12 protein-coding genes and 2 pseudogenes are annotated in these 14,990 nt (G+C 52.1%); 8 read left to right on the forward strand and 6 right to left on the reverse strand.

The window, feature by feature from the left end; genetic code table 11:
- Positions 1-103: 103 nt before the first annotated feature.
- Positions 104-1,099, forward strand: coding sequence for an acyltransferase (locus OGX92_RS15185; protein WP_003827371.1), 996 nt, complete (start codon positions 104-106; stop codon positions 1,097-1,099).
- Here OGX92_RS15185 and yiaB read toward each other — a convergent pair.
- From yiaB to xylA, 3 genes are all read right to left on the reverse strand, one after another.
- Positions 1,096-1,461 carry an inner membrane protein YiaB gene (yiaB, locus tag OGX92_RS15190; protein ID WP_003827369.1) on the reverse strand — a complete coding sequence of 122 codons (366 nt, stop codon included), beginning with the start codon at positions 1,459-1,461 and terminating at the stop codon, positions 1,096-1,098. The genes OGX92_RS15185 and yiaB overlap by 4 nt on opposite strands.
- Positions 1,462-1,628: 167 nt before the next feature.
- A complete protein-coding gene (xylB, locus tag OGX92_RS15195) occupies positions 1,629-3,083 on the reverse strand; it encodes a xylulokinase (RefSeq protein ID WP_003827367.1) in 1,455 nt (484 codons plus the stop codon).
- Positions 3,084-3,154: 71 nt separating this feature from the next.
- Positions 3,155-4,477, reverse strand: a complete 1,323-nt coding sequence (gene xylA, locus OGX92_RS15200; RefSeq protein WP_063941889.1) for a xylose isomerase — start codon at positions 4,475-4,477, stop codon at positions 3,155-3,157.
- Positions 4,478-4,838: 361 nt separating this feature from the next.
- Here xylA and xylR point away from each other — a divergent pair, with 361 nt between their 5' ends.
- Entirely contained in the window at positions 4,839-6,017 is a 1,179-nt protein-coding gene (gene xylR, locus OGX92_RS15205) for a D-xylose utilization transcriptional activator XylR (RefSeq protein ID WP_286586743.1), read from the forward strand.
- Positions 6,018-6,061: 44 nt separating this feature from the next.
- Here the strand turns inward: xylR and OGX92_RS15210 are convergent, their stop codons facing one another.
- Positions 6,062-6,886 (reverse strand): protein bax, encoded by an 825-nt coding sequence (locus OGX92_RS15210; RefSeq protein ID WP_003827364.1) that lies wholly within the window; start codon positions 6,884-6,886, stop codon positions 6,062-6,064.
- A 316-nt stretch (positions 6,887-7,202) separates the two neighbouring features.
- On the opposite strand from OGX92_RS15210, the gene malS reads away from it, so the two are divergent.
- Together malS and avtA are read left to right on the forward strand one after the other, a co-directional pair.
- Positions 7,203-9,233 (forward strand): alpha-amylase, encoded by a 2,031-nt coding sequence (malS, locus tag OGX92_RS15215; RefSeq protein ID WP_286586744.1) that lies wholly within the window; start codon positions 7,203-7,205, stop codon positions 9,231-9,233.
- A 176-nt stretch (positions 9,234-9,409) separates the two neighbouring features.
- Positions 9,410-10,660: a valine--pyruvate transaminase gene (gene avtA / locus OGX92_RS15220; RefSeq protein ID WP_353622209.1), complete on the forward strand. Its 1,251-nt coding sequence runs from the start codon at positions 9,410-9,412 to the stop codon at positions 10,658-10,660.
- Between the two features lie 34 nt (positions 10,661-10,694).
- On the opposite strand, the gene OGX92_RS15225 is transcribed toward avtA, so the two are convergent.
- Both OGX92_RS15225 and yiaJ read right to left on the reverse strand, forming a co-directional pair.
- Positions 10,695-11,168, reverse strand: a complete 474-nt coding sequence (locus OGX92_RS15225) for a 4Fe-4S dicluster domain-containing protein (protein ID WP_003827360.1) — start codon at positions 11,166-11,168, stop codon at positions 10,695-10,697.
- A 117-nt stretch (positions 11,169-11,285) separates the two neighbouring features.
- Positions 11,286-12,101, reverse strand: coding sequence for an IclR family transcriptional regulator YiaJ (yiaJ, locus tag OGX92_RS15230; protein ID WP_003827359.1), 816 nt, complete (start codon positions 12,099-12,101; stop codon positions 11,286-11,288).
- A 217-nt stretch (positions 12,102-12,318) separates the two neighbouring features.
- Between yiaJ and yiaK the strand changes: the two genes are divergently transcribed.
- From yiaK to OGX92_RS15250, 4 genes and pseudogenes are all read left to right on the forward strand, one after another.
- Entirely contained in the window at positions 12,319-13,317 is a 999-nt protein-coding gene (yiaK, locus tag OGX92_RS15235; RefSeq protein ID WP_003827358.1) for a 3-dehydro-L-gulonate 2-dehydrogenase, read from the forward strand.
- Between the two features lie 11 nt (positions 13,318-13,328).
- Positions 13,329-13,793, forward strand: coding sequence for a YhcH/YjgK/YiaL family protein (locus OGX92_RS15240; protein ID WP_003827357.1), 465 nt, complete (start codon positions 13,329-13,331; stop codon positions 13,791-13,793).
- Between the two features lie 14 nt (positions 13,794-13,807).
- Positions 13,808-14,641 (forward strand): annotated as a pseudogene (locus tag OGX92_RS15245) (DUF4862 family protein); the annotation flags it as partial.
- Positions 14,642-14,695: 54 nt separating this feature from the next.
- Positions 14,696-14,990: pseudogene (locus OGX92_RS15250) on the forward strand (IS1-like element IS1A family transposase); the annotation flags it as partial.

A 14,990-nucleotide genomic window follows, 5' to 3' on the forward strand; every position in this document is an offset into this window, starting at 1 on the left:
TCATCAGACCATCTCAAGCTTTAGCGTAAGAACTCGGATTATTCCAGTGAGCTACGTTCGCAAAATATCGGTCAGACTTTTTTTAATGGACACAGAGGAACTGATGCAGCCCAAAATTTTCTGGATTGATAACCTGCGCGGGATAGCCTGTTTAATGGTCGTGATGATCCACACCACAACCTGGTACATCACCAATGCGCAAAGCGTCAGCCCGTTGAATTGGGATCTGGCTAACGTGCTCAATTCAGCCTCTCGCGTCAGCGTTCCGCTGTTCTTTATGATTTCGGGCTATCTGTTCTTTGGTGAGCGTAGCGCCAAACCGCGCCATTTCCTGCGCATCGCGCTTTGCATTCTGTTTTACAGCAGCGTGGCGCTGGCCTATATCCTGCTGTTTACCTCGATCAACGCTGAGCTGTCGCTGAAGAACCTGCTGCAAAAGCCGGTGTTCTATCATCTGTGGTTTTTCTTCGCGATCGCCGTCATCTACCTGGTTTCTCCGCTGATACAGGTGAAAAATATCAGCGGCAAGATGCTACTGGCGCTCATGGTTGTGATTGGGGTGATTGCCAATCCCAACACCGTCTCGCAAAAAATCGGCGGCTTTGAGTGGCTCCCTGTCAACCTGTACATCAGTGGCGATACTTTCTATTACATCCTGTACGGCATGCTGGGCCGGGCGATTGGCATGATGGATACGCAAAAGCGTGCGCTCAGCTGGCTCTGTGCGACGGTATTTATTACCGCAGTATTTATTATTTCTCGTGGCACATTGCATGAACTGCGCTGGCGAGGCAATTTTGCCGATACCTGGTACCTCTACTGCGGCCCAGCGGTATTTATTTGCGCCGCCTCGCTCCTGACGCTGGTCAAAAATACGCTCAGCACACGTACTCTGCCGCTACTGGGCCTTATTTCTCGCCATTCATTGGGCATATATGGTTTTCATGCGCTGATCATTCACGCACTACGTACCAACGGAATTGAACTCAAAAACTGGCCACCGCTGGATATGCTGTGGATTTTCAGCGCCACGCTGGCGGGAAGCCTGCTGCTGTCCGTATTGTTGCAACGTATCGATACGCGCAGGCTGGTGAGTTAGGTGTCTCCAGGCAGCGCCTGATTACGCGAACGCTGCAGTAAAAATTGCCCCATTAAACAGACGAAGAATGCTGCCGGGTATAACCCTATTTCAAAGGGTGCCAACGGGGCATTCCACACCCCCACCAGCAACAACCCTATCGTGATGAGCGCCACCATCTGACACACGGAAGCGAAGCGTTCATCAATTTGATTGAGATTTACTGCACGTTGATAGGCATACGTAACGAACATCCCCGTCATCAGCGCCCCCAAAAAATACCCCTTGCCGCTCAGTAACGGGCATGCGCGCCATAAACCGATACTGTAAGTCAGTATGCCTGAGAGGAATAATATCCATGGCAACAGCCTGGTTGTCTTCATTGGGATCTCCTTATCCATCATGGATACAATATGAATAACCCGCTAAAGACAACACAGAAAAAAGCGACTACACAGGACTTTCAGAATACATCCATACGTGTAATTTATTATTTTTGTGGATATATGCATGCGGCAAATTCCCCTCTGCTAGCCAGAGGGGAAAGTGGTCAGGACATCAGCGGTTGTAATTGCTGATAGATACGACGGAAGGTTTCTCGACGCTGTTGATAACGAGCATGACGCTCCGCGTCAGGATAATGCGCCTGCTCCAGCGTAAGCTGAGGCAGTAACTCTGATAACGACGTTTGCGGATTCATGGCAACTTGCGCCAGGCGCGCCGCGCCGAGTGCAGGGCCAACGTCACCGCCGGTACGGTAATCCAGCTGCAATCCGCTGATGTCAGATAGCATCTGACGCCAGTATTCGCTACGTGCCCCGCCGCCGATCAGCGTAATGCTGGCGGGCTGAATGCCACAGGCATGTACCACGTCCATACCGTCAGCCAGCGCAAAACCCACACCTTCCAGCACCGCCTGTGCCAGTTCTGCCGGACCATGCTGATGCGTCAGACCGAAAAAAACGCCCTTGGCCTGCGGATTGTTATGCGGCGTACGCTCGCCGGACAAATAAGGTAAAAACCAGACCGGCTCCGCGTGTTCATCCGCCTGTTGCGCAGCGTCAATCAACGCAGGAACGCTCACCAGTCCGGTTAATTTTGCCGCCCAGTCCAGACACGATGCCGCACTTAACATTACAGACATCAGATGCCATCGCTCAGGCAAAGCATGGCAAAAACTGTGAACCGCACTTTCCGGTTTGCTTAGGAAACCATCACTCACCGCAAAATAGACGCCGGATGTCCCCAGCGAAAGCATCGCCTGACCGGCATTCATCATGCCTACGCCAACCGCGCCCGCCGCGTTATCACCGCCTCCGGCAACCACCGCAACCTCCTCCATTCCCCAGGCTTTGGCGACGTCTGGCAATAAGGTTCCGGTAATCTCGCTGCCTTCATAGAGCGCAGGCATATGTGCGCGAGTCAGTTTACAGGCAGCCAGCATGACATCGCTCCAGTCACGCTTCGCGACATCCAGCCACATTGTCCCTGCCGCATCAGACATATCGCTGGCAAAATCACCGGTCATGCGCAAACGCAGGTAATCTTTCGGCAGCAGGACTTTATCAATCTGGTTGAAAATCTCCGGCTCGTGGCGTTGCACCCACAGCAGTTTTGGCGCGGTAAAGCCAGGCATCATCAGGTTGCCAGTGATCGCTCGAGACTGCGGAACCTGATTCTCCAGCATCACGCACTCTTCAGCACAGCGACCGTCGTTCCATAAGATAGCCGGACGCAATACCTTTTGTTGTTCATCCAGTAGCGTCGCACCGTGCATCTGCCCGGCAATCCCCAACGCTTTCACCTTGCGGAGTGAATGCTGCTGACCCAGTGCTTTTACCGCGCGATCCGTTGCCAGCCACCACTGCTCAGGGTCTTGTTCTGACCATAACGGATGCGGGCGCGAGACGGTGAGTTTCTCCGTTTGTGAAGCCACCACATCGCCCTGCTCATTGAGCAGAATGGCCTTTACGCCTGATGTGCCAAGATCTATCCCGATATACATAAGGCATCGTTCCTTAAAGAAAGGCCCGGAAGCGCTAGCTGACCGGGCTTACGGACGTTCTCAGAGACCCGTTATTTGTCGAACAAATAATGGTTTACCAGATTTTCCAGCAATTCCTGATGACCGCTCTGGTGCACTGGCGCCAGGTTGTGTTGTTCAGCGTACTGCGCAATTTCTGTCAGCGTCATCTGGCCTTTCAGAATTTGCTGGCCCAGCTCACCATTCCAACCGGCATAACGTTTAGCCACACGCTGATCCAGGCCACCGTCTTCAATCATATGGGCCGCAATTTTCAGCGACAGTGCCATGGTATCCATCGCGCCAATATGACCATAGAACAGATCGTATTTATCGGTGCTCTGACGACGTACTTTGGCATCAAAATTCAGGCCGCCGGTGGTGAAGCCACCCGCTTTCAGGATTTCGTACATCACCAAGGCATTCTCTTCTACGCTGTTCGGGAACTGGTCGGTATCCCAGCCCAGCTGTGCATCGCCGCGGTTGGCATCGACAGAGCCAAACAGACCCAGCGCGATAGCGGTGGCGATTTCGTGATGGAACGAATGGCCTGCAAGCGTAGCGTGGTTGGCTTCGATATTCAGTTTGATCTCTTTTTCCAGACCGAACTGCTTGAGGAATCCGTACACGGTCGCCGCATCGTAGTCGTACTGGTGCTTGGTCGGTTCCTGCGGTTTCGGCTCGATAAGCAAAGTGCCCTGGAAACCAGTTTTGTGTTTGTGTTCCACGACTAATTGCATGAAACGACCAATCTGCTCACGTTCCTGACGCAGATCGGTATTCAGCAGCGTTTCATAACCTTCACGACCGCCCCACAGAACGTAGTTTTCACCGCCTAACTTATGCGTGGCATCCATGGCCGTAACCACCTGCGTGGCTGCCCAGCTGAACACTTCTGGATCTGGGTTTGTGGCCGCACCCGCACCGTAGCGTGGGTTAGTGAAGCAGTTTGCTGTACCCCACAGCAGCTTCACGCCGCTCTGTTCCTGTTTTGCCGCCAGCACATCAACCATCTGCGCAAAGTTGTTTTTGTACTCTTTCAAAGACGCACCTTCCGGCGAAACATCCACGTCATGGAAGCAGTAGTAAGGCACGTTCAGCTTGTGGAAAAACTCAAATGCCACATCCGCTTTGCGTTTCGCCAGCGCCAGAGCTTCACCAGGCTGCTGCCATGGACGATCGAAAGCGCCCATACCGAACATATCCGCCCCGTTCCAGCAGAAGGTATGCCAGTAGCAGGCAGCAAAACGCAGATGATCTTCCATGCGCTTGCCCAATACGATTTCGTCAGGGTTGTAATGGCGAAATGCGAGCGGGTTGGTGGATTGAGTGCCTTCAAAACGAACACGATCGAGTTGGTCAAAATAAGCCGGCATAATAAGCTCCATAATCAGGTAATACGGTAAGTAAACTGCGATGTAGCTATACTGGAATTTCCTGATTTATTGCTCAATTACGTTATTTCACACCGCTATTAAGAGAATACCCAAACGTGCGCTGGCTCCCAAAAAAACGCTCTGAAAAACGAAATAAAAAAGCGATCGCGATCGAAGGTTAGCCAATAAACAAAAAACCGTAATGCGCAGATAAAAAATGGCAATTGTCATCCCACTGGCAGTATGTGAATTTTGCGTAGCACCAGGCAAATAAGAAATTTGTCACGCTTCATCAAGCAGTCGTACCTGCGATTTTGCTAGTATCGACAGGCCCACGTTAACCTTTCCAGGACAGGTTCTTATGTTTGATAAACGTCACCGCATCACTCTGTTATTTAATGCCAATAAAGCCTATGACCGCCAGGTGGTAGAAGGAGTGGGTGAATATTTACAGGCATCGCAATCCGAGTGGGATATATTCATTGAGGAAGATTTCCGCGCCCGTATCGATAATATTAAAGACTGGTTAGGCGACGGCGTTATTGCTGATTATGACGATGATGACATTGCACAATTACTTGCCGATGTGGAGGTTCCCATTATCGGCGTTGGAGGCTCCTACCATCTGGAGCAAGATTATCCCCCAGTACATTACATCGCCACCGATAACCACGCGTTGGTAGAAAGCGCTTTCCTGCATCTGAAAGAGAAAGGGGTTAACCGCTTTGCGTTTTATGGTCTGCCTTCTTCAAGCGGCAAACGCTGGGCCGCGGAACGTGAATATGCGTTTTGCCAGCTGGTTGCCAAAGAGAAGTACCGCGGCATTGTCTATCAGGGGCTGGAAACCGCACCGGAAAACTGGCAGCACGCGCAAAATCGTCTGGCGGACTGGCTACAAACACTAACGCCGCAAACCGGTATTATCGCCGTTACCGACGCGCGGGCACGGCACGTCCTGCAAGTCTGCGAGCACCTGCATATTCCAGTACCGGAAAAGCTGTGTGTGATTGGGATCGACAACGAAGAACTAACCCGCTATCTGTCGCGGGTGGCGCTGTCATCCGTGGCCCAGGGAGCCAGGCAGATGGGGTATCAGGCCGCTAAACTCTTACATCGTTTACTGGCAAATGAAGAGCTGCCGCTGCAACGTACACTGGTTCCTCCGGTGCGCGTCATTGAACGCCGCTCAACCGACTACCGTTCATTAACCGATCCGGCGGTGATTCAGGCGATGCACTTTATCCGCAACCATGCCTGTAAAGGTATTAAGGTTGAACAAGTGCTGGATTCAGTGGGGATTTCTCGTTCGAATCTGGAGAAGCGTTTTAAAGAAGAGGTCGGAGAGACTATCCACGCCGTGATTCATGCCGAAAAGCTGGAAAAAGCGCGCAGCCTGTTGATTTCTACCACGCTTTCAATCAACGAAATTTCACAGATGTGCGGCTATCCGTCTCTGCAATACTTTTATTCGGTCTTTAAGAAAGAGTATGACACGACGCCCAAAGAGTATCGCGATGTGAACAGCGAAGTGTTGCTGTGAGGAATATTGCCGGATGCGGCGAAGCCGCCATCCGGCACACAGAATTACATATGCGCGGCGATTAAACGCTGGTTATCCTGATACATTGCGAACAGATAGTTGTTGTAGCTCTGTCCTTTAGTGGAATAACCCTTCAGCTTATGAATCATCGCGGTAGCGGTGACTTCCTGATCGGCTTTACGCAGCTGCGCACGTGACTTACGGAAAGAAGAGTAAGCCGGATGCGTGTTCAGGTTAATGACGTAGGCATTCACCGACTCTTTCACCGATTCAAACTGTGAGTAGCCTTTCACTTTACCCGGTGCATTGTTACAACGACCTTTGCCACATTTCATGCCAAACAGGTTGTTGTTGCTACGCGCCAGCTTCGACGTACCCCAGCCACTTTCAGCCGCAGCCATGGTTGCCACCATACTGGTCGGGATAATGTCTACGCGCTCAAGCAGCGTATTCCACGGAATTTTACGCGTGTTGCCAGACCAGTTCACCTTGTAGCGCTTCGCGATGTCTTTCATACGCGTACGCTCAGTCGGTGACCAGCGGTTCTGGTACTGTTTTGAAATCAGCCAGTTACGGTCTGCCGTAATGGCAGCATTTTGACTGGTAATATAAGGCATAACCGTCCGGAGAAACGCTTTTTTCCTTGGTGTTCCGGAAGGGTATTTTCGCAAATCAGGAAGTGAACTACTCTTTGCACTATTGCGAGAATACTCTTGTTTACTGCTTACCTGTGTATTACTTGTCTTGATTACCTGGGGCTTGTGACTCGTTGTCGCCGTGTGTGTCTTTGCCAGCACCTCACCCGAAAATGCAACGGTGAGTAACATAAGAATCATTGCCCCATATCGTCGAATGGGAGTCAATATCATTAGGTCTCCTGGTCGGATTTATACATTCCAACACCTTATATTTTTCACAAAAATGAGAGATGAATCTCAAATCATATCAAAAATAGCCGTCAAGAGCACCCAAAGGAATAGTCCAATTCTGAAACCATGTCACGCATTAACGGTTCAGGGTGCTATTAATTCGAAGAAAATGTGGAGGTTATCGCAAAATAAGTTCATTTTTTGCGCGCGATCGCTCACCCTCACTTCTCCTCCTGGCGGAATCGACTCAAAGGAGGAGTTTCCGGCCTGATTTCACTGGCAAACTGGCGAAAATCGCAGCACCAAGGACAGCATTATGAAACTTGCCGCCGTTGCGCTGGCGCTCATGCCCGGCATTGCCATCGCCTCATCATGGACTTCTCAGGGACTCCCCACCTTCGAAGCGGAAGGTACGGGTAAATTCGTCAGCCATGCAGCGTTGACGAAGGGTACTCGTCCTCTAATCCTGAATTTTGACCAACAGTGCTGGCAGCCTGCTGATGCAATAAAACTCAACCAGATGCTGTCGCTAAAACCGTGTGAAGGCGCCCCGCCGCAGTGGCGCTTATTCAAAGACGGCGATTACACGCTGGAAGTGGATACCCGCTCCGGAACGCCAACGTTGATGCTCTCGGTAAAAAGCGCCGCTGACCCTGTCACGACCCAGATTCGCCAGTGCCCGAAATGGGATGGTTCGCCGTTAACACTGGATGTGAGCCAGACCTTTCCGGAAGGTGCCGTGGTACGTGATTTCTACAGCCAGCAAACGGCAACGGTAAAAAATGGGTCGATTACCCTACAGCCTGCTGCAGCCAGTAACGGACTGTTGCTGCTGGAACGGGCGGAAACTGACGCCCCAGCCGCTTTCGACTGGCATAACGCTACGGTGTACTTCGTCCTGACGGATCGCTTTGTAAATGGTGACCCAAGCAACGACCACAGCTACGGGCGTCGCAACGACGGCATGCAGGAAATTGGCACTTTCCACGGGGGCGATTTGCGCGGTCTGGCCAGCAAACTCGACTATCTACAACAGTTAGGCATCAACGCCCTGTGGATCAGCGCGCCGTTTGAGCAAATCCACGGCTGGGTCGGCGGTGGCACCAAAGGTGATTTCCCCCATTATGCTTACCACGGCTATTACACTCAGGACTGGACCACGCTCGACGCGAATATGGGTAATGAAGCTGACCTGCGTGCGCTGGTTGACGGTGCGCACCAGCGCGGCATTCGCATCCTGTTCGATGTCGTCATGAACCATACCGGCTACGCCACGCTGGCGGATATGCAGGAGTATCAGTTTGGGACCCTGTACTTGTCGGGCGATGAACTGAAAAACACGCTCGGTGAACGCTGGACGGACTGGAAGCCAGCCGCCGGGCAAAGCTGGCACAGCTTTAATGATTACATCAACTTCAGCGATAAAGCAGGCTGGGAAAAATGGTGGGGGAAAAACTGGATCCGCACCGATATTGGCGATTACGACAATCCGGGTTTTGACGACCTGACCATGTCGCTGGCTTTCCTGCCCGATCTGAAAACCGAATCCACCACGCCTTCCGGGCTACCAAACTTTTATCAACACAAACCGGATACGCACGCTAAAGCTATTGCTGGTTACACGCCCCGCGATTATCTGACCCACTGGCTCAGCCAGTGGGTGCGTGATTACGGGATTGACGGGTTTCGGGTCGATACCGCCAAACACGTCGAACTTCCCGCCTGGCAGCAGTTAAAAACACAGGCCAGCGCGGCACTGGTTGAATGGAAGAAAGCGAACCCGGATAAAGCGCTTGATGACAAACCTTTCTGGATGACCGGCGAGGCTTGGGGTCACGGCGTGATGCAAAGCGACTATTACCGTCACGGCTTTGATGCGATGATCAATTTCGACTATCAGGAGCAAGCGGCAAAGGCCGTCGATTGTCTGGCGAGTATGGATCTCACCTGGCAACAGATGGCGGAAAAATTGCAAGATTTCAACGTTCTGAGCTATCTATCCTCGCACGATACGCGTCTGTTCCGCGAAGGTGGAGACAAAGCCGCCGAGCTATTGCTGCTGGCGCCAGGCGCGGTACAACTCTTTTACGGCGACGAGTCTGCCCGGCCCTTTGGACCAACAGGTTCAGACCCATTGCAGGGTACGCGCTCAGAAATGAACTGGCCGGATGTGACCGGGAAATCTGCCGCCAGCGTCGCTCACTGGCAGCGCATCAGTCAGTTCCGGGCCAGACATCCCGCCATCGGTGCCGGTAAACAGACCACGCTGACATTGAAGCAGGGATACGGATTTATCCGCGAGCATGGCGACGATAAGGTGATGGTGGTGTGGGCCGGTCAGCCCTGATCCCAACAGGCTTCTCGCTGTGCATACAGCGGGAAGCTCAACACAAAATAAAAAACCAGCCAGGTAAACATCTGTAGCATAAAACATCAACCCAGCCCGCTCCCCCTGATTTGCACCCTGCCATAGGTAGCGCTATGGTTAGCCACTTTACTACTCAGTTCGACAGACCCCCTGCTATGACATTCTCACTTTTTGGCGACAAATTTACCCGCCATTCAGGCATCACCCGCCTGATGGAGGACCTCAACGACGGTTTACGCACCCCAGGCGCCATCATGCTCGGCGGTGGTAATCCGGCGCAAATTCCAGAGATGCAAAATTACTTCCAGTCTCTGCTGACAGATATGCTGGAAAACGGCAAAGCCACTGATGCGCTTTGCAATTATGACGGTCCGCAAGGGAAAACCGAGCTACTGTCTGAACTGGCGAAACTGCTACGTGAGAAGCAGGGTTGGGATATCGAACCACAAAATATTGCACTGACAAATGGCAGTCAGAGCGCGTTTTTCTACTTATTCAATCTGTTCGCCGGACGCCGCGCTGACGGAACAACGCAAAAAGTGTTATTCCCGTTAGCGCCGGAATACATTGGCTATGCCGATTCCGGGCTGGAAGAAGATCTCTTCGTCTCAGCACGTCCGAACATTGAGCTGCTACCGGAAGGCCAATTTAAGTATCACGTTGATTTTGAACACCTGAATATCGGTGAAGAAACGGGCATGATCTGCGTGTCGCGCCCCACTAACCCGACAGGCAACGTGATCACCGACGACGAGCTGATGAAGCTGGACCGGCTGGCCAACCAGCATGGGATCCCACTGGTGATTGATAACGCCTATGGGGTACCGTTCCCTGGCATCATTTTTAGCGAAGCACGCCCGCTGTGGAACCCCAACATTGTGTTGTGCATGAGCCTTTCCAAGCTGGGTCTGCCGGGTTCCCGCTGCGGTATCATTATCGCGAATGAAAAAATCATCACTGCGATTACCAATATGAACGGCATCATCAGCCTTGCACCTGGCGGGATGGGACCGGCGATGATGTGCGAGATGATTAAACGTAACGATCTGCTGCGCCTGTCCGAAACGGTTATCAAGCCGTTTTACTATCAGCGCGTTCAGGAGACGATTGCGATTATTCGCCGCTACTTGTCTGAAGATCGTTGCCTTATCCATAAACCTGAAGGCGCGATTTTCCTGTGGCTATGGTTCAAAGATTTACCGATCACCACCGAACTGTTGTATCAGCGCCTGAAAGCGCGCGGCGTACTGATGGTTCCTGGTGACTACTTCTTCCCAGGTCTGGATAAACCCTGGCCGCATACCCATCAGTGCATGCGGATGAACTACGTACCAGAACCTGAGAAAATCGAAGCTGGCGTGAAGATTCTGGCTGAAGAGATCGAACGCGCCTGGCTGGAAGGCTAACGCAAACCCGACCCAGGTGTGGGTCGGGCTCACTTCACAGTGGCTGTGAACGCAGGCGCTGGCGCTGAATACTGACGGCATCAATACACTGCAACGCACTGGTCGGGCAGGCTTCTACACACGCTGGTCCCGCCTCGCGATGCCAGCACAAATCGCATTTTATCGCCTGCACCCGCGACGAACGGGCAACGACATTCATTGCCCCAAACGGGCAGGCCAGCATACAGCTTTTACAACCAATACAACGTGCCTGCTCAACGAAGATATGCCCATGTTCACGACGAATGGCGTGAGTTGGACAAACATTCGCACAGGGAGCGTCTTCGCATTGATGGCAGGCGACCGCCGTGGTAAAGGCGTCGTCTTTAATTACCCGAATCCGCGGGATAAACGCAGAAGAAGAGACCGACGCACAGTCCTGGTTTTGCTGATGCGCGACGACACAGGCAACTTCACAGGTACGACATCCAATACATTTTGCCGCATCCGCCATAATAAACGCGTTCATTGCCCCCTCCTTCTGCGTGAAAACCACAGAGTGCCAGAGAGACCGCCCCTGACGCTTTGATCGGACAGGGGAAACGGTTAAATAGTGTCAGGTGCCTGAACGACGCCTGGTATGTGCCTAATCGCGAACGGTAAAACCCAGCTCATTTGAAATGGCCTGCGCGGTTTCCCGTAGCGGCTTGAGTAGATTTTTTTCCCCTATCTGCTTAAGTCGCGAGGTAGAGAGTGAAATTGACACTGCGTACGGCACCCGACCATGAATATCAAACACCGGCACGGCAATACAGGAAACGCCCAATTCGTTCTCTTCCCGATCCATCGCCATACTGCTTTCGCGGATCTGCGCCAATTCGTCGTACATCGCTGGTAAACCGGTAATGGTATTGCGGGTCAGCGGCTGAATAAGATCCTGATGGCTCTCCCAGTAAGATTTCACATAATCCGCATGCCCAAACGCCATGTAAATTTTACCCATCGCGGAGCAATACAGTGGCATATGTTGACCGATATAAGCGCGAGTACGCAGCATGCCCGTCGTCGGTTCCAGCTTATAAATCAGAATCGCGTGGTCATCTTCACGGCTTGAGAAGTTGATTGTTTCACCAGTAGCAATATTCAACGCTTCGAGGTGCGGAGCGGCAACATGGATGATATTCAGTGACGACAGCGCCTTCTGCCCAACGGCGATAAATTTGGTGGTCAGCCTATAGCTACCCGCAGCAGGTGCAGGCGTGACATATCCGCAGGACTGCAGCCCTTGCAGGAGTCGATGCACAGTACTTTTGTTCAGCCCGGCCAGTTCAGACAGATGGGCCAATGGGCACCCATTCGGATAGTTACTCAGAATCTCAATCAACATCAAACCACGGAACAGGCTCTGACTTCCGGCTGGCCTCTCTTTGTCTTGCGTCATTTCACTCTCTTTTGTGCCCATCGCTTCCGCTCCCCTTTTCGTCGCGCTCTGATGGTAGCGCAAAGTGTGTTTCAGTTCACGATCTGAACCGAAAAAACACAACTATTTGATTTTGATGATTTTAAAAAATAGACCACCCCGTTGATCTGTCAAAATTTGATCGCTATATTTGAAATCAGATTTCGCATAGTGAAATTTAGAGATAAAAAAGCGATCAAATTTAAACAAGGAAACAGGAATGAAAGTCACTTTTGAGCAGTTGAAAGATGCGTTCAATCGGGTACTGCTGGCACGCGGTATTGCCGTTGAAACCGCCGATGCCTGTGCCGAAATGTTTGCGCGCACTACCGAGTCCGGCGTTTATTCGCACGGTGTGAATCGTTTTCCTCGTTTTATTCAGCAATTGGATAACGGCGACATCATTCCTGAGGCCAAACCGCAACGCATTACCAGCCTGGGGGCGATTGAACAATGGGATGCTCAGCGTTCGATCGGCAATCTGACGGCGAAAAAGATGATGGACAGAGCCATTGAGCTGGCCTCCGATCACGGTATTGGCCTGGTCGCACTGCGTAACGCCAACCACTGGATGCGCGGCGGCAGCTATGGCTGGCAGGCGGCGGAGAAAGGTTACATCGGTATCTGCTGGACTAACTCGATTGCTGTCATGCCGCCGTGGGGTTCGAAAGAGTGCCGCATTGGCACTAACCCACTGATCGTCGCGATCCCCTCATCGCCAATCACCATGGTTGATATGTCGATGTCGATGTTCTCCTACGGCATGTTGGAAGTGAATCGCCTGGCCGGTCGCGAACTGCCGGTAGATGGTGGCTTTGATGATGAAGGCAATCTCACCAAAGAGCCGGGCGTTATAGAAAAAAACCGCCGCATATTGCCAATGGGTTACTGGAAAGGTTCAGGTCTGTCGATTGTGCTGGATATGATTGCCACTCTGCTTTCTGATGGCTCTTCCGTTGCGGAAGTCACCCAGGATAATAGCGATGAATATGGCGTTTCACAGATATTTATCGCCATTGAAGTGGATAAGCTGATTGATGGCGCCACCCGTGATGCCAAGCTACAGCGGATTATGGATTTCATCACCACCGCCGAACGCGCAGATGAAAACACGCCTGTCCGTCTGCCGGGCCACGAGTTTACAAAGCTACTGGAAGAAAATCGCCGGAACGGTATCACCGTTGACGACAGCGTCTGGGCAAAAATTCAGGCCCTGTAAGGAGCAACACCATGATCTTCGGACATATTGCTCAACCTAACCCATGCCATTTGCCTGCTGCGATTGAAAGGGCGCTCGACTTTCTGCGCACCGCAGATTTTCGCAAACTGGAGCCGGGCGTGGTGGAGATCGACGGTAAAAATATCTTCGCGCAAATTATTGATTTAACCACGCGTGACGTTGCCGAAAATCGTCCTGAGGTGCATCGCCGCTATCTGGATATTCAGTTTCTGGCCTGGGGTGAAGAGAAAATCGGGATTGCCATTGATACCGGGAATAACCAAATCAGTGAATCGCTATTAGAACAGCGCGATATTATTTTTTATCACGCCAGCGAACATGAATCTTTTATTGAAATGATTCCGGGAAGTTACGCCATATTTTTCCCGCAGGATGTTCATCGTCCAGCATGTCATAAAACTGTCGCCACACCGATCCGCAAAATAGTCGTGAAGGTTGCTATTTCAGTTTTATAAAAGGAGCACAAAAAATGAAAGCTAACACTACCGGTTATATTATCGGTGCGTACCCCTGTGCACCCTCATTTCACCAAAAGAGTGAAGAGGAAGAGAAGGAATTCTGGCGACAACTCTCCGATACCCCGGATATTCGCGGACTGGAGCAGCCCTGTCTTGAACATCTGCACCCGTTAGGCGACGAATGGTTATTACGCCATACGCCGGGCGACTGGCAAATCGTGGTCACGGCCATTATGGAAACCATGCGCCGTCGCGGTATTAATGGTGGTTTCGGGCTGGCCTCCAGCGATGAAGAACAGCGTAAAGCCTGCGTGGCGTATTACCGTCATCTGCAGCAGAAAATCAACCATATCAATGCGGCCAACGGCGGAAAAGTGATTGCACTGGAGTTGCATGCTGCCCCGCTGGCGGGCAACCCGAACGTCGCTCAGGCCACCGACGCGTTTGCTCGTTCGCTGAAAGACATTACCCGCTGGGACTGGTCCTGTGATCTGGTGTTGGAACATTGCGATGCCATGACAGGCCCCGCGCCACGCAAAGGATTTTTACCGTTAGACAACGTGCTGGACGCGATAGCCGGATATGACATCAGCGTGTGCATTAACTGGGCGCGCTCGGCTATTGAAGGGCAGAGCCCCACTCTACCGCTGACCCACACGCAGCAGACCAAACGGGCTGGGAAACTGGGCGCACTGATGTTCTCCGGCACCACGCTTACGGGGGAATACGGCGAGTGGCAGGACTTACATGCACCGTTTGCCCCTTTCTGTCCAGAAGGTCTAATGACCACAGAGCATGCCCACGAATTATTCGCCTGCGCAGGAGCTGAGCCATTGCAATTTTCGGTGATGCTGCCAACTTACTGATTTAGTGTATGATGGTGTTTTTGAGGTGCTCCAGTGGCTTCTGTTTCTATCAGCTGTCCCTCCTGTTCAGCTACTGACGGGGTGGTGCGTAACGGCAAAAGCACTGCCGGACATCAGCGCTATCTCTGCTCTCACTGCCGTAAAACATGGCAACTGCAGTTCACTTACACCGCTTCTCAACCCGGTACGCACCAGAAAATCATTGATATGGCCATGAATGGCGTTGGATGCCGGGCAACTGCCCGCATTATGGGCGTTGGCCTCAACACGATTTTACGTCACTTAAAAAACTCAGGCCGCAGTCGGTAACCTCGCGCATACAGCCGGG

The organism is Citrobacter sp. Cpo089, from assembly GCF_030332695.1.
In the GTDB taxonomy this organism is placed as follows: domain Bacteria; phylum Pseudomonadota; class Gammaproteobacteria; order Enterobacterales; family Enterobacteriaceae; genus Citrobacter; species Citrobacter portucalensis.

What these genes read in the sequence shown, in the direction of transcription:
- xylB (WP_003827367.1), bottom strand. Translation starts at nt 3,083, where the DNA reads ATGTATATCGGGATAGATCTTGGCACATCAGGCGTAAAGGCCATTCTG.
- xylA (WP_063941889.1), bottom strand. Translation starts at nt 4,477, where the DNA reads ATGCCGGCTTATTTTGACCAACTCGATCGTGTTCGTTTTGAAGGCACT.
- malS (WP_286586744.1), top strand. Translation starts at nt 7,203, where the DNA reads ATGAAACTTGCCGCCGTTGCGCTGGCGCTCATGCCCGGCATTGCCATC.
- avtA (WP_353622209.1), top strand. Translation starts at nt 9,410, where the DNA reads ATGACATTCTCACTTTTTGGCGACAAATTTACCCGCCATTCAGGCATC.
- yiaJ (WP_003827359.1), bottom strand. Translation starts at nt 12,101, where the DNA reads ATGGGCACAAAAGAGAGTGAAATGACGCAAGACAAAGAGAGGCCAGCC.
- OGX92_RS15225 (WP_003827360.1), bottom strand. Translation starts at nt 11,168, where the DNA reads ATGAACGCGTTTATTATGGCGGATGCGGCAAAATGTATTGGATGTCGT.
- OGX92_RS15185 (WP_003827371.1), top strand. Translation starts at nt 104, where the DNA reads ATGCAGCCCAAAATTTTCTGGATTGATAACCTGCGCGGGATAGCCTGT.
- xylR (WP_286586743.1), top strand. Translation starts at nt 4,839, where the DNA reads ATGTTTGATAAACGTCACCGCATCACTCTGTTATTTAATGCCAATAAA.
- yiaK (WP_003827358.1), top strand. Translation starts at nt 12,319, where the DNA reads ATGAAAGTCACTTTTGAGCAGTTGAAAGATGCGTTCAATCGGGTACTG.
- OGX92_RS15240 (WP_003827357.1), top strand. Translation starts at nt 13,329, where the DNA reads ATGATCTTCGGACATATTGCTCAACCTAACCCATGCCATTTGCCTGCT.
- yiaB (WP_003827369.1), bottom strand. Translation starts at nt 1,461, where the DNA reads ATGAAGACAACCAGGCTGTTGCCATGGATATTATTCCTCTCAGGCATA.
- OGX92_RS15210 (WP_003827364.1), bottom strand. Translation starts at nt 6,886, where the DNA reads ATGATATTGACTCCCATTCGACGATATGGGGCAATGATTCTTATGTTA.